This window comes from Streptomyces sp. Y7 (assembly GCF_043195415.1).
In the GTDB taxonomy this organism is placed as follows: Bacteria; Actinomycetota; Actinomycetes; order Streptomycetales; family Streptomycetaceae; genus Streptomyces.
In genome coordinates this window covers 129,781-145,941 of record NZ_JBIDDQ010000020.1, presented here as the reverse complement: position 1 = coordinate 145,941, position 16,161 = coordinate 129,781, and the positions used below count along the sequence as shown (strand labels likewise).

At 71.4% G+C, this 16,161-nt stretch carries 13 protein-coding genes; 6 read left to right on the top strand and 7 right to left on the bottom strand.

The features are described from left to right. Nucleotides 1–69: 69 nt before the first annotated feature. Complete coding sequence (locus tag ACGFW6_RS34200) at nucleotides 70–1,071, top strand: hypothetical protein (RefSeq protein ID WP_393518813.1); 1,002 nt, start codon at nucleotides 70–72, stop codon at nucleotides 1,069–1,071. 15 nt (nucleotides 1,072–1,086) lie between these two features. On the opposite strand, the gene ACGFW6_RS34195 is transcribed toward ACGFW6_RS34200, so the two are convergent. Genes ACGFW6_RS34195 through ACGFW6_RS34185 form a run of 3 tightly spaced genes read right to left on the bottom strand, consistent with a single transcriptional unit; the run spans nucleotide 1,087 to nucleotide 4,733 of the window. Then, entirely contained in the window at nucleotides 1,087–3,369 is a 2,283-nt protein-coding gene (locus ACGFW6_RS34195; RefSeq protein ID WP_393518810.1) for an ABC transporter permease, read from the bottom strand. Nucleotides 3,370–3,420: 51 nt separating this feature from the next. Further along, entirely contained in the window at nucleotides 3,421–4,221 is an 801-nt protein-coding gene (locus tag ACGFW6_RS34190; protein WP_393518807.1) for an ABC transporter ATP-binding protein, read from the bottom strand. After that, nucleotides 4,218–4,733 carry a PadR family transcriptional regulator gene (locus ACGFW6_RS34185; RefSeq protein ID WP_107907177.1) on the bottom strand — a complete coding sequence of 172 codons (516 nt, stop codon included), beginning with the start codon at nucleotides 4,731–4,733 and terminating at the stop codon, nucleotides 4,218–4,220. The genes ACGFW6_RS34190 and ACGFW6_RS34185 overlap by 4 nt, the downstream gene beginning before the upstream one ends. 125 nt (nucleotides 4,734–4,858) lie before the next feature. Here ACGFW6_RS34185 and ACGFW6_RS34180 point away from each other — a divergent pair, with 125 nt between their 5' ends. The 5 genes from ACGFW6_RS34180 (at nucleotide 4,859) to ACGFW6_RS34160 (ending at nucleotide 11,496) form a co-directional block, all read left to right on the top strand. Beyond that, nucleotides 4,859–6,127 (top strand): ABC transporter substrate-binding protein, encoded by a 1,269-nt coding sequence (locus tag ACGFW6_RS34180; RefSeq protein WP_393518804.1) that lies wholly within the window; start codon nucleotides 4,859–4,861, stop codon nucleotides 6,125–6,127. A gap of 158 nt (nucleotides 6,128–6,285) precedes the next feature. Continuing rightward, entirely contained in the window at nucleotides 6,286–7,911 is a 1,626-nt protein-coding gene (locus ACGFW6_RS34175) for a glycoside hydrolase family 13 protein (protein WP_393518802.1), read from the top strand. A 46-nt stretch (nucleotides 7,912–7,957) separates the two neighbouring features. Next, nucleotides 7,958–9,289: an ABC transporter substrate-binding protein gene (locus ACGFW6_RS34170; RefSeq protein ID WP_393518800.1), complete on the top strand. Its 1,332-nt coding sequence runs from the start codon at nucleotides 7,958–7,960 to the stop codon at nucleotides 9,287–9,289. Between the two features lie 6 nt (nucleotides 9,290–9,295). Then, entirely contained in the window at nucleotides 9,296–10,660 is a 1,365-nt protein-coding gene (locus tag ACGFW6_RS34165; protein ID WP_393518797.1) for an ABC transporter permease subunit, read from the top strand. Beyond that, nucleotides 10,657–11,496: a carbohydrate ABC transporter permease gene (locus ACGFW6_RS34160; RefSeq protein WP_393518795.1), complete on the top strand. Its 840-nt coding sequence runs from the start codon at nucleotides 10,657–10,659 to the stop codon at nucleotides 11,494–11,496. Before ACGFW6_RS34165 ends, ACGFW6_RS34160 begins: the two co-directional genes overlap by 4 nt. A 52-nt stretch (nucleotides 11,497–11,548) precedes the next feature. Here the strand turns inward: ACGFW6_RS34160 and pgl are convergent, their stop codons facing one another. Genes pgl through tal form a run of 4 tightly spaced genes read right to left on the bottom strand, consistent with a single transcriptional unit; the run spans nucleotide 11,549 to nucleotide 16,159 of the window. Further along, nucleotides 11,549–12,331 (bottom strand): 6-phosphogluconolactonase, encoded by a 783-nt coding sequence (gene pgl / locus ACGFW6_RS34155; protein WP_393518793.1) that lies wholly within the window; start codon nucleotides 12,329–12,331, stop codon nucleotides 11,549–11,551. Next, nucleotides 12,328–13,500, bottom strand: coding sequence for a glucose-6-phosphate dehydrogenase assembly protein OpcA (opcA, locus tag ACGFW6_RS34150; protein ID WP_393518790.1), 1,173 nt, complete (start codon nucleotides 13,498–13,500; stop codon nucleotides 12,328–12,330). The genes pgl and opcA overlap by 4 nt, the downstream gene beginning before the upstream one ends. Further along, nucleotides 13,497–15,035 (bottom strand): glucose-6-phosphate dehydrogenase, encoded by a 1,539-nt coding sequence (gene zwf / locus ACGFW6_RS34145; RefSeq protein WP_393518787.1) that lies wholly within the window; start codon nucleotides 15,033–15,035, stop codon nucleotides 13,497–13,499. Before zwf ends, opcA begins: the two co-directional genes overlap by 4 nt. Nucleotides 15,036–15,040: 5 nt before the next feature. Further along, nucleotides 15,041–16,159 carry a transaldolase gene (gene tal, locus ACGFW6_RS34140; RefSeq protein ID WP_393518784.1) on the bottom strand — a complete coding sequence of 373 codons (1,119 nt, stop codon included), beginning with the start codon at nucleotides 16,157–16,159 and terminating at the stop codon, nucleotides 15,041–15,043. Between the last annotated feature and the right edge of the window lie 2 nt (nucleotides 16,160–16,161).

The window sequence follows — 16,161 nt, the reverse complement described above, 5'->3', positions numbered from 1 at the left end:
GCGCGTGGCTGTCCGCTTCCCGTAGACTCCCTCGTCGATCATGACAACGATCACTCGGGGGAGTGCAAGTTGACGTACCCACACGGGAGTTGGACCGGCGGCACGCTGACCGCCCGGTCGTTCCTGAAGCCTCATCATGTGGCGCGGGCGGTGTTCCATCCGGCCTGGATCCCTCAGTCGCTGGACCCGTCGGTGGATGCCCTCAAGAAGGTGCGGGTCATCGCCGGCGCGGTCGCGGGGTTCGGTGTCTACACCTTCGTGGAGGGCGGGTTCGCCTTCGACGAGATGCTGGACAACGCGGCGACCGCCTGTCTGGTGCTGCTGTTCATCACGCCGCTCACCGTGGGCGTGATGCTCTACCTCTGGCAGCGCTCCGGCGCCGGCACGGTGGCGCAGCTGAAGGAGCCGCTGATGCGGTCGCTGAAGCTGCTTCTGCTCTTCATCGGTTCGGCGCTCGGCACGGTGCTGATCTTCCAGTTGGGCGGCGCCCTCGGGATCCTCGGGACCATGCTGGTCAGCGTGGTGGGGCTCTGGATGGCGTTCTTCGTGATCGCCGGCGCCTACCGGATCTCGGGGAACTTCTTCGGCACCGCGGTCGTGCACCGCTGTCTGCCGCCGCTGCTGGCCACGGTGACGACATGGCTGATGGCCATCCCGGATCTGGTCACGGGTGATCTGCACGGCCTCAGCCTCGCCATGGGCGTCTTCTTCATCCTGGGCGCCCCCGTGACGGTCACGGCCATCGCCATGCTGGAGATGGGCCGGCTCAGGACCCGCTACGGCATCCGGCTCGCGGACCACCCGGCTGTCCTGTCGCCGATGCCGACACCCACGCCCGGTCCGACGCCGACCCCGCCGCCGCCGTCGTACGCCCCGAACGGTTTCGTGCCGCCGCAGGGCCCCCCGTACACGCCCTCCGGCAACGGCCAGGGCCATCCTCACGGGACGTCCCCGCAGGGCAACCCGTACGCACCGGGCCCGCAGAACCCGTACGCGCCGGGCCGGCAGAATCCGTACGCTCATCAGCCGCCGTACAACCCGCCGGCGCCGCCCCCGTACCACCCCCGGTAGTGCGGCGGACGCCGGTCAGGCGACCGCGCTCAGGGTGTCCGCGAGGCGGCGGCGGGCCGCGCGGTGGGCGGGGAGCGCGGCAAGGGCGGCCGCGCCCGTGACCGCCGCCGTGCCGAGCAGGAGCAGCAGTGCGGGGGAGGGGCCCTGGGCGATCCCGGCGCCGATGCCGCTCGACCGGCCCTGGGTGTCGATCAGCCAGTGCGCGAGGGGGGTGCCCAGGGCCGTGCCGATGACGACCGCGGCCAGCGCGGTGCAGGCGGTGGACATGACAGTGATCGCGGTGATCTGCCGTGGCGAGAGGCCGATCGCCTTCAGGGCCAGCAGGTCGCGCTCGCCCTCGCGGACGGTGCCGCCGATCGCGGTCAGCAGCTCGATGAGCCCGATGAGCGCGAGGACGGCGATCAGGCCCACGACGACGCCGCGCAGCGGCGAGAGCCCGTCGGCGGGGTTCGGCACGGCGTGCACGTCCAGGCGCCCCTGCCCGGCATCGGCCAGCCGGCCGGCGACCTCGGCCGGGTCCGCGCCGGGGCGCAGCCGCAGTTCGTAGAGGGTGGGGCCGAGGCCGGGGTCGTTCTCGCGCAGGGTGTCGAGGGAGGTGGAGATGACGCGGCCGGCGTTCTCCGGTTCGATGCTGCGGCCCACGATGTGCAGGATCTGCGGCTGGTCGCCCACGGTCATCCGCACCCAGTCGCCGACCCGCGCGTTCAGCAGATCCAGCAGTCCCTGACCGGCGACCGCCTCGTCGCGGCCCTGGGCGGCGCGGCCCTCGGCCAGCGCGTAGGGGTAGGGGTCCGCGTGGGTGCCGAGGCCCCGCAGGGCGATCGTGGCCGTCTGACCGGGGACCAGGGCGGCCACCTCGACGCCCGGGTAGGCGGCGGCGACCTGCGGATCGTGTTCCAGCAGGGTGCGGGCGTCACCGTCGGCCAGGCCGGCGTCGGCGTGGACGGTCAGCGCGGTCGGCAGGCCGATCTGCTCGGGCCGGCTGTCGAAGCGGTCGATGGTCGTCCACGCGCTCATCGCCACCACGATCAGCAGCAGCGGCAGCGCCAGCCGCGCGACCGTGGCCAGCGACCGCGGGCGCCGCGCGAACGCCCGGTGCCAGCCCAGTACCAGCGCGGGCGGCAGCCGCAGTCCGAGCGCCTGCCGGGCCGCGCCCGAGAGCCGCCCGCCCAGCGGAGCCGCACGCCGTGGCACCGGCACCGGCGGCACCCGCCCCGCCCGCCACGCCGCGAGGCCCGTGGTCGCGCCGATGAACAGCACCGCGCCCACCGGCACCGCGAACAGCGCCACCGTATGCCCGGGCAGCCCCTGCCACACCCCGACCGCGTCCCCGAGCCGCCCCGGTATACGGCTGCCCAGGGCCTGGATGACGGTCGCGGCGGCCAGGGCGCCCAGCAGCGCGAAGGCGAGGTGCTGGAGCAGGAAGACGCGGACCACCTGGGCCGGGGTGAAACCGATCGCCTTCAGCACCGATATGTCCCGCAGATGGCCCCGGATCCGGGTGCCGATCGCCCCGTGCACGGCGAGCCCGGCGGCGACCAGCGCGCCCAGCCCGAACAGCCCCAGCACCTGCCCGAGCAGCCGGTTGTCGCCCTGCGCCTCGGCGCGGGCCTGCTTCCAGGTGGAGACCTCGCTGACCGCGCCGGCGCCCAGCACCGTCACGGCGCGCTGGACGGCGTAGTCCGTGTCGTCGGGGTCGGTCAGGCGCAGCCCGATCACCTGGCCACCCGGGTTGCGCACGGCCGGCGGCGGTGCCCAGACGAGGCCCGCCTGCTCGCCCGCCCGGTAGCGCGGCTCGGCGCTGTCGGCGATGCCGAGGACGGTCAGCGTCCGGCCGGTGCCGGGCAGGGTGAGGGTGTCACCGGGGGCGGCCAGCAGGGCGCGGGCCAGCCGGCTCTCCAGGACCACGCCGTCGGGGTTCGCCGGGTCCAGCCAGTGGCCGGAGGCCAGCAGCGGCCGGCCGACGGCGGGACGCTCGGGTGTGCCGCGCAGCTCCACGGAGGCCCGGGCGCCGCGGGAGGCGAGCGTGGTGGACGCGGTGGGGTACGGGCCCGCGACGGATTCGACGCCGTCGAGGCCGGACAGCTTCGCGGAGTCGGCCGCGGCACCGGTGTGCAGCCAGACGTGGGCGCCGCGCGCCTGGGTGAAGACGCGCTGCCAGGGGTTGGTGGCGTAGCCGAAGAGGGCTGTGGCCAGCAGCAGCGAGACGACGATCCCGGCCGTCGCGAGGACGAGGAACAGCGCCTCGCCGCGGTGCGTGCGCAGATCGGAGTGCGCCCAGCGCAGGGTGGCTCGCACGGGCCTCAGTCCCTCGGCCCGGAATCAGGGAAGTGCTCGTACGCCCGCATCTCAGTCCCTGAGCTCCAGCTCCAGCACACCGGAGGTGCCGGCGCGGCGCGGCGGCGGGCCGCCGTCCAGCTCGGCGTCGTCGGCTATGCGGCCGTCGAAGAAGCTGATCACCCGGTCCGCGGCGCTGGCCAGCCGGGCGTCATGCGTGACCAGCACGATCGTCTGGCCCCGCTGGTGGAACCGGGACAGCAGCCGCATCACCTCGCGGGTGCCCTTGCTGTCCAGGCTGCCCGCGGGTTCGTCGGCCAGCAGCAGCGGCGGCCGGTTCACCAGGGCCCGGGCCAGCGCGACCCGCTGCTGCTCACCGCCGGACAGCTCGCCCGGCATGCTGCGCTCCTTGCCCGTGAGACCGAGCTCGCCCAGCAGCTCCGTCCGCTCGGCGCGGGCCCGCTTGGGCGGGACGCCGGCCAGCAGGGCGGGAAGCTCGACGTTGTCGGCGACGGACAGATTGGAGACGAGGTTGAAGAACTGGAAGACGATCCCGATGCGCTTCCTGCGCTCGACCGACCAGCGGGCCTCGCTCCACCGGTCCGCGCACTCGCCGTCCAGCCAGATGCCACCGCTGTCCGGCCGCTGCAACCCGCCCAGCAGATGCAGCAGGGTCGACTTGCCGGCACCGGACGGACCGGTGACGGCCACGAACTCCCCGCGCCGGACGGAGAGATCCACACCGCGCACGGCATGCGCCGGAGCGCCCTCGCCGTAATGCGTCTTGACCAGGGCCTCGGCACGCAGCACCGGACGCTCGTCGGCCTTCCCGGCACCGTCGGCGCGCAGCCCAGGAGCGGAATCGTCGCTCACTCCAGCTCCTCCAGCTCTTCCTGGCACCGCTCCAGCCAGTCGAGGTCGGCCTGAAGGTGCAGCATCGCGCCCTCGATCAGCAGATGGGCGATGCGGTTGTCCCGGTCTTCGGCGGCGGCCAGCTTCGACAGTTGACGCATGGTGTTCAGGTACTGACGCCGCTGTTTGTTGATGAGGGCGATCTGGTCGGCGAGACCGGTCTGCGGGGCGACGGCGAGTTTCATGAAGAACTCGTCCCGCACGCGCGGCTCGTCCTCGGTCTCCTCGAACCAGGCGCGCAGCGCCTCACGCCCGGCGTCGGTGAGGTGGTAGACCTTCTTGTTGGGCCGGCTCGACTGCTCGACGTCCTCGCCCTCTATCAGTCCCGATTTCTCGAGACGGCCGAGGGTCACATAGATCTGGCCGACGTTCGGCTGAGGGTACGCGGAGCCCAGCAGTACCTCAAGGTCCTGCTTCAGCTCGTATCCGTGCGCCGGGCCGCGCGCCAGCAGGGCCAGGAGGGGCAGCCGCACTCGTGCTCTCCTCCCGCTCCCGAGTTAATGTGCCGCAGGCCCTAGTATCGCGCATACCTAACAGGTATACATGGCCTCTGTTCCCGGGCAAAGACGCCCGTTGTCAGGTGTACAGGGAGGAACCTATGCGGTGGATCCACGCCGCGGGTAGGGGCCTTCTCGTCCTCGTCGTGATCCTGACCGGCTACGTCGCCTCCGGCGCCCGTGCCGGAGAGGGTCCCGCGGGGGGCAGGGGGCCGATGACCCTCGCCACCGCAGGAGACCTCACCGGCTATCTCGGCTCCGTGCTGGAGGGCTGGAACCGCGCTCACCCCGGCGAGAAGGTCACCCTCGTCGAGCTGCCCGACTCCGCCGACGAGACCCACGCGCAGATGACCACCGATCTGCGCGGCGGCGACCGCAGCCGCTTCGACATCCTCAACATCGACGTCAGCTGGACCTCGGAGTTCGCGGCGCACGGCTGGATCCGCCCGCTCGCGCGCGACCGCTTCCCGCTGGACACCTTCCTGCCACCGGTCGTGGACACGGCGACCTACGACGGACAGCTGTACGCGGTCCCGTACGTCACCAACGCCGGCCTGCTCCTGTACCGCAAGGACGTCCTCGCCAAGGAGGGCCTGGCACCGCCGCGCACCTGGGCCGAACTGGAGAACCAGGCCAAGACCGTCGCGCCGAGGTACGGCCTGGACGGCTACGCGGGCCAGTTCCTGCCGTACGAGGGCCTCACCGTCAACGCCGCCGAGGCCGTCTACTCGGCGGGCGGCTCGATCCTCGGCGACGAGGGCGAGCGCGTCACCGTGAACTCGATGGCGGCCCGTGACGGCATCGACTTCCTCGCCCGTGGCGTGCGCGAGGGCTGGATCCCGAGACAGGCCCTCGCCTACAAGGAGGAGGAATCCAAGCAGGCCTTCCAGGACGGGCGCCTGCTCTTCCTCCGCAACTGGCCGTACGCCTACGTCGGCGCCTCGGCCAAGGGGTCGCCGGTCGCCGGGAAGATCGGCGCCGTGCCGCTGCCGGGGCCGGACGGACCCGGGACCAGCGTGCTCGGCGGCTCCAACCTGGCCGTCAGCAGCCATGCCCGCCACCCCGACTCGGCCGCGCGGCTGCTCGCGTATCTGACCAGCGAGCGCGTGCAGCGGCAGGTCCTCACCCGCGGCGCCCTGCCGCCCGTGCGGGCCGACCTGTACGAGGATCCGGCGCTGGTGCGGGAGTTCCCTTATCTGCCGACCCTGCGCGAGAGCGTGCGCACGGCCGCGCCGCGCCCCAAGAGCCCGCGCTACGACCAGGTGAGCCTGGTGGTCCAGGCGGTCGTGCGCGACGCGATGACCGGACGAGAGACGCCCGAGGCCGCGGTGCGCAGGCTGGCGCGCGAGCTGGACGCTGTCGCGCGCTGAGCAGTCGATCCCTCCTCCCGTAGTTACTTGTTAGGTAACGGCAGCGTCTCATCCCTTCTCGTGGTGCCCGATTATGCCCCGGTTTGCCAGGTCAACTGTTCGGTAGCTTGCGTCCAGTTCATTGACACCCTCCGGAAACGGATACTTAACATGCATGCATGCTGAGTAAGTACCACTGGTGGCGTGACGCGGTGATCTACCAGGTCTACGTCCGCAGCTTCCTCGACAGCACCGGCGACGGTGTCGGCGACCTCGCGGGGGTCCGGGCGGGGCTGCCGTACCTCAAGAAGCTCGGGGTCGACGGGATCTGGCTGAGCCCCTTCTATCCCTCCCCGCAAGCCGACCACGGCTACGACGTGGCCGACTACTGCGACGTCGACCCGCTCTTCGGCGACCTCGCCGAGTTCGACCTGCTGGTCGCCGCGGCCCGGCGGCTCGGGATCAAGGTGCTGCTCGACATCGTCCCCAACCACTGCTCCAGCGAGCACCGTTGGTTCGAGGAGGCGCTGACCGCCGAGCCCGCAAGCGCGGCCCGTGCCCGCTTCCACTTCGCCGACGGCCGGGGCGCCGACGGCGGTGAGCCGCCCAACAACTGGCACGCGATGTTCGGCGGCCCGGCCTGGAGCCGGGTGACCGAGGCGGACGGACAGGCCGGCCAGTGGTACCTGCACATGTTCACGCCCGAGCAGCCCGACTGGAACTGGCGCAACCCGGAGGTCGGCGCCGAGTTCGACCGGGTCCTGCGGTTCTGGCTCGACCGGGGCGTCGACGGCTTCCGCATCGACGTCGCCGCCGGCCTGTACAAGCACCCGGAACTGCCCGACTCCGACGACCCGGAGGCCGACGCCCGCACCCGCGACTCGGTCAACCCGCTCGCCTGGAACCAGCCCGAGGTGCACGCGGTGTGGCGCCAGTGGCGCTCCATATGCGAGGAGTACACCGCCCGCGACGGCCGCGAGCGCCTCCTCGTCGGCGAGGTCTCCGTGCCGACGGCCCGCGAGCACGCCCTGTACGTCCGCTCCGACGAGCTCCACCAGGCGTTCTTCTTCGACCTGCTCAGCGCCCCCTGGGAGGCCGACGCCTTCCGCAAGGTCATCTCCGAGGCTATGCAAGACATCGCCGGCACGGGCTCCACGGTCACCTGGGTCCTCAACAACCACGACCAGGTCCGCACCGTCACCCGCTACGGCGAACCCGCCACCGAGGGCAGCGGCCTCGGCGCCGCCCGCGCCCGCGCCGCCGCGCTGCTGATGCTGGCGCTGCCCGGAGCCGCGTACATCTACCAGGGCGAGGAACTGGGGCTGCCCGAGGTCGTCGACCTGCCCGACGACGTGCTCACCGACCCGATCTTCCGCCGCACTGGAAGCCGGGCGCGGATCCGCGACGGCTGCCGGGTGCCGCTGCCGTGGTCGGGGCAGGCCTCGCCGTTCGGCTTCACCTCCGGCGCCGAGGGCGCCAAGCCGTGGCTGCCGCAGCCGGAGTACTTCGCCGAGTACGCCACCGACCGCGCCCTCGCCGACACCCGCTCCTTCTGGCACCTGTACCGCGACGGCCTCCAACTGCGCGCCGGGCTCCCGCAGTTGGGCGAGGGTTCGCTGCGCTGGCTGGACAGCCCGCCCGGGGTGCTGGCCTTCGAACGCGGTGACGGCGTGGTCTGCGCCGTCAACTTCGGCACGGCGCCCACCCCCGCGCCCGTCTCCGGCACCCCCCTGCTGTCCAGCGGTCCCTGCCCGGCCGGGGTGCTGCCCGGCTCCACCGCCGCCTGGTGGACCAGCGACCGCTGACTTTCCCGACCTCCGTCAACTCCCCATCCCCGAAGGGACATCAACGATGATGCGACGACGTACCACCCTGCTCACCGGCTGCACCGCACTCGTCCTGGCACTCGGCGCGACCGCCTGCGGCGGCGGGCCCGTCTCCGCCGGCGGCGGCGACAAGGCGCTCGACGGCCAGACGGTCACCGTGGCCGGTGTCTGGTCCGGCAGCGAGCAGAAGAACTTCCAGAAGGTGCTGGACGCCTTCACCGAGAAGACCGGCGCCAAGACCCAGTTCACCTCCACCGGCGACAACGTCTCCACCGTCGTCGGCAGCAAGATCGAGGGCGGCAACGCCCCCGACGTGGTGATGGTCCCGCAGGTCGGCGTCCTGAAGCAGTTCGCGCAGAACGGCTGGCTCAAGCCGCTGTCGCCCGCCGCCCAGAAGTCCGTCGACACCAACTTCGCGCCCGTGTGGAAGACCTACGGCAGCGTCGACGACACCCTCTACGGCCTCTACTTCAAGGCAGCCCACAAGTCGACCGTCTGGTACAGCCCCGACGCCCTGGCGCAGGCCGGCGTCGAGGCGCCGAAGACGTACGACGAGATGCTGAAGGCCGGCGGGACCGTCTCCGACTCCGGCCTGGCCGCCTTCTCGGTCGCCGGACAGGACGGCTGGACCCTCACCGACTGGTTCGAGAACGTCTACCTCTCCCAGGCCGGACCGGAGAAGTACGACGCGCTCGCCGCGCACGAGCTGAAGTGGACCGACGCGTCCGTGGTCGAGGCGCTCACCACCCTCGGCAAGCTGTTCAAGGACAAGCAGCTGATAGCGGGCGGCCAGAAGGGCGCCCTCAACACCGACTTCCCGGGCTCGGTGGAGAAGGTGTTCGGGCCGAAGCCCGAGGCGGGCATGGTCTACGAGGGCGACTTCGTCGCGGGCGTCGCCAAGGACCAGTTCGGCAAGAAGATCGGCGAGGACGCGAACTTCTTCCCCTTCCCGGCCGTCGGCGGCGGCAAGGCCCCCGTGGTCAGCGGCGGTGACGCGGCCGTCGTCCTGAAGGACGGCAAGAACCAGAAGGCCGGGATGGCACTCCTGGAGTACCTGGCGACGCCGGAGGCCGCGGCGGTGTGGGCGGAGGCCGGCGGCTTCCTCTCCCCGAACAAGAACGTCGACCTCGCCTCGTACGGCGACGACGTCACCCGCGCGACCGCCAAGTCCCTCGTCTCCGCGGGCGACTCGGTCCGCTTCGACATGTCCGACCAGGCGCCGGCGGCGTTCGGCGGCACCAAGGGCGCGGGCGAGTGGAAGCTGCTGCAGGACTTCCTGCGCGACCCGTCCGACCCGAAGGGGACCGCGGCGAAGCTGGAAGCCGCGGCGGCCAAGGCGTACCAGGGCCAGGGCTGACCCGACATGACCGCCACTCTCGTCAAGGAGGCGAGCCGGGGGGCCGCCGCGAGCCCGGGCAGGGAACGTGCCCGGCGTTCGCGGCGGCGCGCACGGATCGTCGCCCTCCTCTTCGTCTTCCCCGCGCTGCTCCTGCTGGGCGCGCTGGTCGTCTACCCCGTGCTGTTCTCCGTCGGGCGCAGCTTCTTCGACGCCTCCGGCACCCGCTTCGTCGGCGGCGAGAACTACACGGAGATGTTCCGCGACCCGGCCACCCTCAAGGCCATCCGCAACACCACGATCTGGGTCGTGGTGGCCCCGGCCCTGCTCACCGGACTCGGTCTGATCCTGGCCGTGCTGGTGGAGAAGGTCCGCTGGGCGACCGCGTTCAAGCTGCTGCTGTTCATGCCGATGGCCGTGTCCTTCCTCGCGGCCGGCATCATCTTCCGCCTCACCTACGACGAGGACCCCGACAAGGGCGTGCTGAACGCCGCCGCCGTCTCCGTGCACGACGCCTTCCAGGGCACGTCGACCTATCCGACGGCCCGGGCGCGCGACGGGCAGGGACTGACGAAGGACCCGGACGGCTCGTACCGCACCAGCACGAGCGTGTCCCCGGGTGACGCACTCGCCCTCGGCCTGGTCGGTGTCCTCCCCGACGACCTGCCCGGCGGCACCGAACCGGCGTTCACGGCGGCGGGGCAGCAGGCGGGACCCGGTGAGCTGCGCGGTGTCGTGTACCTCGACTTCACGCCCGGCGGGGGAGGCGAGCAGGGCAAGGTCGACCGGCGCGAGAACGGGCTCCCGGAGATGACGGTCGAGGCGTCGCGCGCAGGGAAGACCGTCGCCACCGCGACCACCGCCTCCGACGGCTCCTTCCGCTTCGAGGGGCTGGACGACGGCTCGTACACGGTGAAGCTGCCGGCGTCGAACTTCGCCGCCCCGTACGAGGGCATCTCCTGGCTCGGACCCACGCTCGTCACGCCGGCGATCATCGGGGCCTACCTGTGGATCTGGACCGGTTTCGCGATGGTCCTCATCGGCGCGGGCCTGTCGACGCTGCCCCGGGACGCGCTGGAGGCGGCGCGGATGGACGGCGCGAACGAGTGGCAGATCTTCCGTCGGATCACGGTGCCGCTGCTGGCCCCGGTCCTCACGGTCGTCTTCGTCACCCTCGTCATCAACGTGATGAAGGTGTTCGACCTCGTCTACATCATCGCGCCCGGTCCGGTGCAGGAGGACGCGACCGTGCTCGCGACCCAGATGTGGCTGGTGTCGTTCGGCGGCGGCAACAACCAGGGCCTGGGCAGCGCACTGGGCGTCCTGCTTCTGCTGCTGGTCGTCCCGGCGATGGTCTTCAACGTCCGCCGCTTCCGAAGGAGTCAGCGATGAACGCGGTCAGGCGGGGCCTGGGCAACTCACTGGTCCAGGCGTTCCTCGTGGTGATCGGGCTGGTGTGGCTGACGCCGCTGGCCGGGTTGTTCCTGTCCTCCCTGCGGTCCGCCGAGGAGACGGCGAGCGGCGGCTGGTGGACGGTGTTCACCAGCCCCGGCCAGCTGTCCTTCGACAACTACTCGGCGCTGCTGGGCAACGCCGGGATCAGCCAGGCGTTCTGGAACACCGTGCTGATCTCGGTGCCGGCGACCCTGCTCGTGGTCGTCCTCGCGGCCCTCGCCGGATACGCCTTCGCCTGGCTGGACTTCCCCGGCCGCGAGGCGCTCTTCCTGGTCGTGGTGGCGCTGCTCGTGGTGCCCGTGCAGATCGGACTGCTCCCGGTCGCCAAACTCTTCGGCCAGCTGGGGCTGTTCGGCACGATTCCCGGCGTCGTCCTCTTCCACGTGGCCTACGGACTGCCGTTCGCGGTGTTCCTGCTGCGGAACTACTTCGCCGAGATGCCGAAGGAGATGCTGGAGGCCGCGCGGATGGACGGCGGCAGCGAGTGGCGGATCTTCACCCGCCTGGTGCTGCCCGTCGGACGCCCGGCGATCGCCTCGCTGGCCATCTTCCAGTTCCTGTGGGTGTGGAACGACATGCTGGTGGCCCTGCTCTTCGCCGACAGCTCCGCACAGCCGCTGACCGTGGAACTCCAGTCCCAGATACGGCAGTTCGGCAGCAACATCGACGTGCTCGCGCCCGGCGCGTTCGTGTCCCTGGTGGTGCCCGTCGTGGTGTTCTTCGCCTTCCAGCGGCACTTCGTGCAGGGCGTGATGGCGGGGTCGGTGAAGTAGCCCACGCGTTCGGGCCCCCGCCTCCTGACGAAGCGGGGGCCCGAAGAGGCGTCTACGCGGACGCCGGTGGATACAGCGACCGCGGCAGCTGTGACGCCGCCGCCGCGTCCAGGAGCCACAGGGTCCTGGCCCGGCCGCGCGCGCCCGCCGCCGGGGCCTGGATCTCGCCCGCGCCCGACAGCGCGATCGCCGCGGCCTGGGCCTTGTCCTCGCCCGCCGCCAGCAGCCACACCTCACGCGCCGCCCGGATCGCGGGGAGCGTCAGGGTGACCCGGGTCGGCGGGGGCTTCGGCGCGCCGTGCACCCCGACGACCGTGCGCTGGGTCTCCCGTACCGCGGGCAGTTCCGGGAACAGGGAGGCGACGTGGGTGTCCGGGCCCACGCCCAGCATCAGGACGTCGAACGTGGGGACCGCCCCGTGGTTCTCCGGGCCGGCCGCCCGGGCCAGTTCCTCCGCGTACGCCGAGGCCGCGGCCTCCACGTCCGAGCCGAACGGGCCGTCCGAGGCAGGCATGGCGTGCACCCGCTTCGGATCCAGCGGCACCGCGTCCAGCAGGGCCTCGCGGGCCTGCGTGACATTGCGGTCGGGGTCGCCCTCGGGCAGGAACCGCTCGTCGCCCCACCACAGGTCGAGACGGCCCCAGTCGATCGCGTCCCGCGCCGGCGCGGCGGCCAGCGCGGCCAGCAGACCGTTGCCGTTGCGACCGCCGGTGAGGACCACGGACGCCGAGCCCCGGGAGGCCTGCGCGTCCACGATCTTCGTGATCAGGCGGGCCGCCGCGGCCTGGGCCATCAGCTCCTTGTCGTGGTGCACGACGAGCTGCGGAGTACTCACTTCGCCGCCGCCTTCTTCGCGTCCTGCGCCGTCATTTCCTGCGCCGGCGTTTCTTTCCCGGATGCTTGCGCAGCTGCCTGGGCGGGTGCTCCTGCCGGTTCTCCTTTGGCCGGTGACACCCCCTCGGCCTGCGCCTGCTCCGCCGCCGGCTCCCCGGCCCGGGCCACCGCGGCCTGGGCCAGTGCCACGGCCTGCTCCGCCTTGGCCACGGCCGCCTCCGCGCCCTTGACCGAGACGGCCGGCCCGGAGCTCAGCCGGTCCACGCCGAACCGCAGCGCCGACGCGTAGGTGTCGTCCGGGTCGAGCCGGCGCAGCTCCTCCGCGATCAGCTCGGCCGTCTCGCGCCGCTTCAGCGCCACCGCGCGGTCCGGCTGGCCCTGGATGGAGAGGGTGGCCAGGGAGCCGTCCGCCCGGTCGAGCGTGATCGCGCCGCAGTCGGTGTCCATGCGCACCGCCGTCAGACCGGGGCCCGACGACAGCGACCGCTTCACGGGGACGTCCAGCCGGTCCGCGAGCCACATCGCCAGCAGCTCACAGCTCGGGTTGAACTCCTCGCCCTCCACCTCGACGGTCTTCACCTCGCAGACCACCTGGTCCAGAGCGGCCGCGAGCATCGAACGCCACGGCGTGATCCGGGTCCAGGACAGGTCGGTGTCGCCCGGCGTGTAGGCGTCGGCGCGGGACGACAGCTCCCGCACCGGCTGCTCCGAGGCATAGGTGTCGGTCACCCGGCGCTGGGCCAGCGCCCCCAGCGGGTCGTTGGCCGGGTCGAGCGGCGCGTTCACCGGCCACCAGACCACCACCGGGGCGTCCGGCAGCAGCAGCGGGAGGACGACGGACTGGGCGTGCTCGGACACCTCGCCGTACAGCCGCAGCACCACCGTCTCACCGGTGCCCGCGTCCGCGCCCACCCGTACTTCGGCGTCCAGCCGGGACGTCGTGCGGTCCCGGGGCGAACGCGAGACCCGCTTGATGACCACCAGCGTGCGCGAGGGGTGCTCGCGCGAGGCGTCGCTGGCGGCCTTGAGCGCGTCGTACGCGTTCTCCTCGTCCGTGACGATGACCAGCGTGAGCACCATGCCGACGGCCGGCGTGCCGATGGCCCGCCGCCCCTGCACCAGCGCCTTGTTGATCTTGCTGGCCGTGGTGTCCGTGAGGTCTATCTTCATGGCCGGCGCCAGCTCCGTCCCTCTCGTGCGAGCATTTCGTCCGCCTCGACGGGCCCCCAGGTACCGGACGGGTACTGGGCGGGCTTGCCGTGCGTGTCCCAGTACTGCTCGATCGGGTCGAGGATCTTCCAGGACAGCTCGACCTCCTCGGTGCGCGGGAAGAGGTTGGAGTCACCGAGCAGGACGTCGAGGATCAGTCGCTCGTACGCCTCGGGCGAGGACTCCGTGAAGGACTCGCCGTAGGCGAAGTCCATCGACACGTCCCGGATCTCCATCGAGGTGCCGGGCACCTTGGAGCCGAAGCGGACCGTGACGCCCTCGTCGGGCTGGACGCGGATCACGATCGCGTTCTGGCCCAGCTCCTCGGTGGCCGTCGTGTCGAACGGGGAGTGCGGCGCCCGCTGGAAGACGACCGCGATCTCGGTGACGCGCCGGCCGAGCCGCTTGCCGGTGCGCAGATAGAAGGGGACACCCGCCCAGCGGCGGTTGTCGATCGACAGCTTGACCGCGGCGTAGGTGTCGGTCTTCGACTTGGGGTCGATGCCCTCCTCCTGGAGGTAGCCGACCGCCTTCTCGCCGCCCTGCCAGCCGGCCGCGTACTGCCCGAACACCGTGTCGCGGCCCAGGTCCTTCGGCAGCCGTACGGCGCCGAGCACCTTGGTCTTCTCCGCGGCCAGCGCGTCCGCGTCGAAGGAGGCGGGCTCCTCCATGGCCGTCAGGGCCATCAGCTGCAGCAGGTGGTTCTGGATGACGTCACGGGCGGCGCCGATGCCGTCGTAGTACCCGGCCCGGCCGCCGATGCCGATGTCCTCGGCCATGGTGATCTGTACATGGTCCACGAAGGACCGGTTCCAGATCGGCTCGAACATCGTGTTGGCGAACCTGAGCGCCAGGATGTTCTGGACGGTCTCCTTGCCCAGGTAGTGGTCGATGCGGAAGACCTGGTCCGGGGCGAAGACCTCGTGCACGACCTTGTTGAGCTCCTCGGCGGAGGCCAGGTCGTGTCCGAACGGCTTCTCGATGACCGCACGGCGCCAGGAGCCGGACGACTGGTCGGCGAGGCCGTGCTTCTTCAGCTGCTGGATGACCACCGGGAAGGAGCGCGGCGGCACCGAGAGGTAGAAGGCGAAGTTGCCGCCCGTGCCCTGTGCCTTGTCCAGCTCCTCGATGGTGCCGCGCAGCCGCTCGAAGGCCTCGTCGTCGTCGAAGGTGCCCTGCACGAAGCGCATCCCCTGGATGAGCTGCTGCCAGACCTCCTCGCGGAAGGGCGTGCGGGCGTGTGCCTTGACCGCGTCGTGGACCTCCTGCGCGAAGTCCTCGTTCGCCCACTCGCGGCGGGCAAAACCGACCAGCGAGAAGCCTGGCGGCAGCAGACCCCGGTTGGCGAGGTCGTACACGGCAGGCATGAGCTTTTTCCGTGACAAATCGCCCGTAACGCCGAAGATCACCAGGCCCGACGGCCCCGCGATACGCGGGAGCCGTCGGTCGGCGGCGTCACGAAGCGGGTTCGCTTCAGTGACGGTAAAGGGTGGCAAAGGGATCAGCCCTCCGAGGGGGCGAGGCGCTCCAGCTCCGCCTCGGTCGACTTGAGCAGGTCGTTCCAGGACGCCTCGAACTTCTCGACGCCCTCGTCCTCCAGCAGCTGCACCACGTCGTCGTACGAGATGCCGAGACGCTCGACGGCGTCCAGGTCCGCACGGGCCTGCTCGTAGGTGCCGGCGACGGTGTTGCCGGTGATCTCGCCCTTCTCCTCCGTGGCCTGCAGGGTGGCCTCGGGCATGGTGTTGACCGTGTTCGGGGCGACCAGGTCGTCGACGTAGAGGGTCGGCTTGTAGGCCGGGTCCTTCACGCCGGTCGACGCCCACAGCGGACGCTGCTTGTTGGCGCCCGCGTTCTCCAGCGCGCTCCAGCGGTCCGAGGAGAAGACCTCCTCGTACGCCTGGTAGGCGAGCCGGGCGTTGGCGACGGCGGCCTTGCCGCGCGCGGCCTTGGCCTCGTCGGTGCCGAGCGCGTCCAGCCGCTTGTCGATCTCGGTGTCCACCCGGGACACGAAGAAGGACGCCACCGAACGGATGAGCGACAGGTCGAGGCCGCGCTCCTTGGCCTTCTCCAGACCGGCCAGGTAGGCGTCCATGACCTCGCGGTAGCGCTCCAGCGAGAAGATCAGCGTGACATTGACGCTGATGCCGAGGCCGATGACCTCGGTGATCGCCGGGAGGCCCGCCTTGGTGGCCGGGATCTTGATCAGGGTGTTCGGACGGTCGACCAGCCAGGCCAGCTGCTTGGCCTCGGCGACGGTCGCGCGGGTGTGGTGCGCGAGCCGCGGGTCGACCTCGATGGAGACCCGGCCGTCCTGGCCGCCGGTGGCGTCGAAGACCGGGCGCAGGATGTCGGCGGCGTCGCGGACGTCCGCCGTGGTGATCATGCGGATCGCCTCTTCGACGGTGACCTTGCGGGCGGCGAGGTCGGCGACCTGCTGCTCGTAGCCGTCACCCCCGCTGATCGCCTTCTGGAAGATCGACGGGTTGGTCGTGACACCCACGACGTGCTGCTGGTCGATCAGCTCGGCGAGGTTGCCGGACGTGATGCGCTGGCGCGACAGGTCGTCCAGCCAGATCGCGACGCCCTCCTCGGAGAGGCGCTTCAGTGCGTCTGTCATGG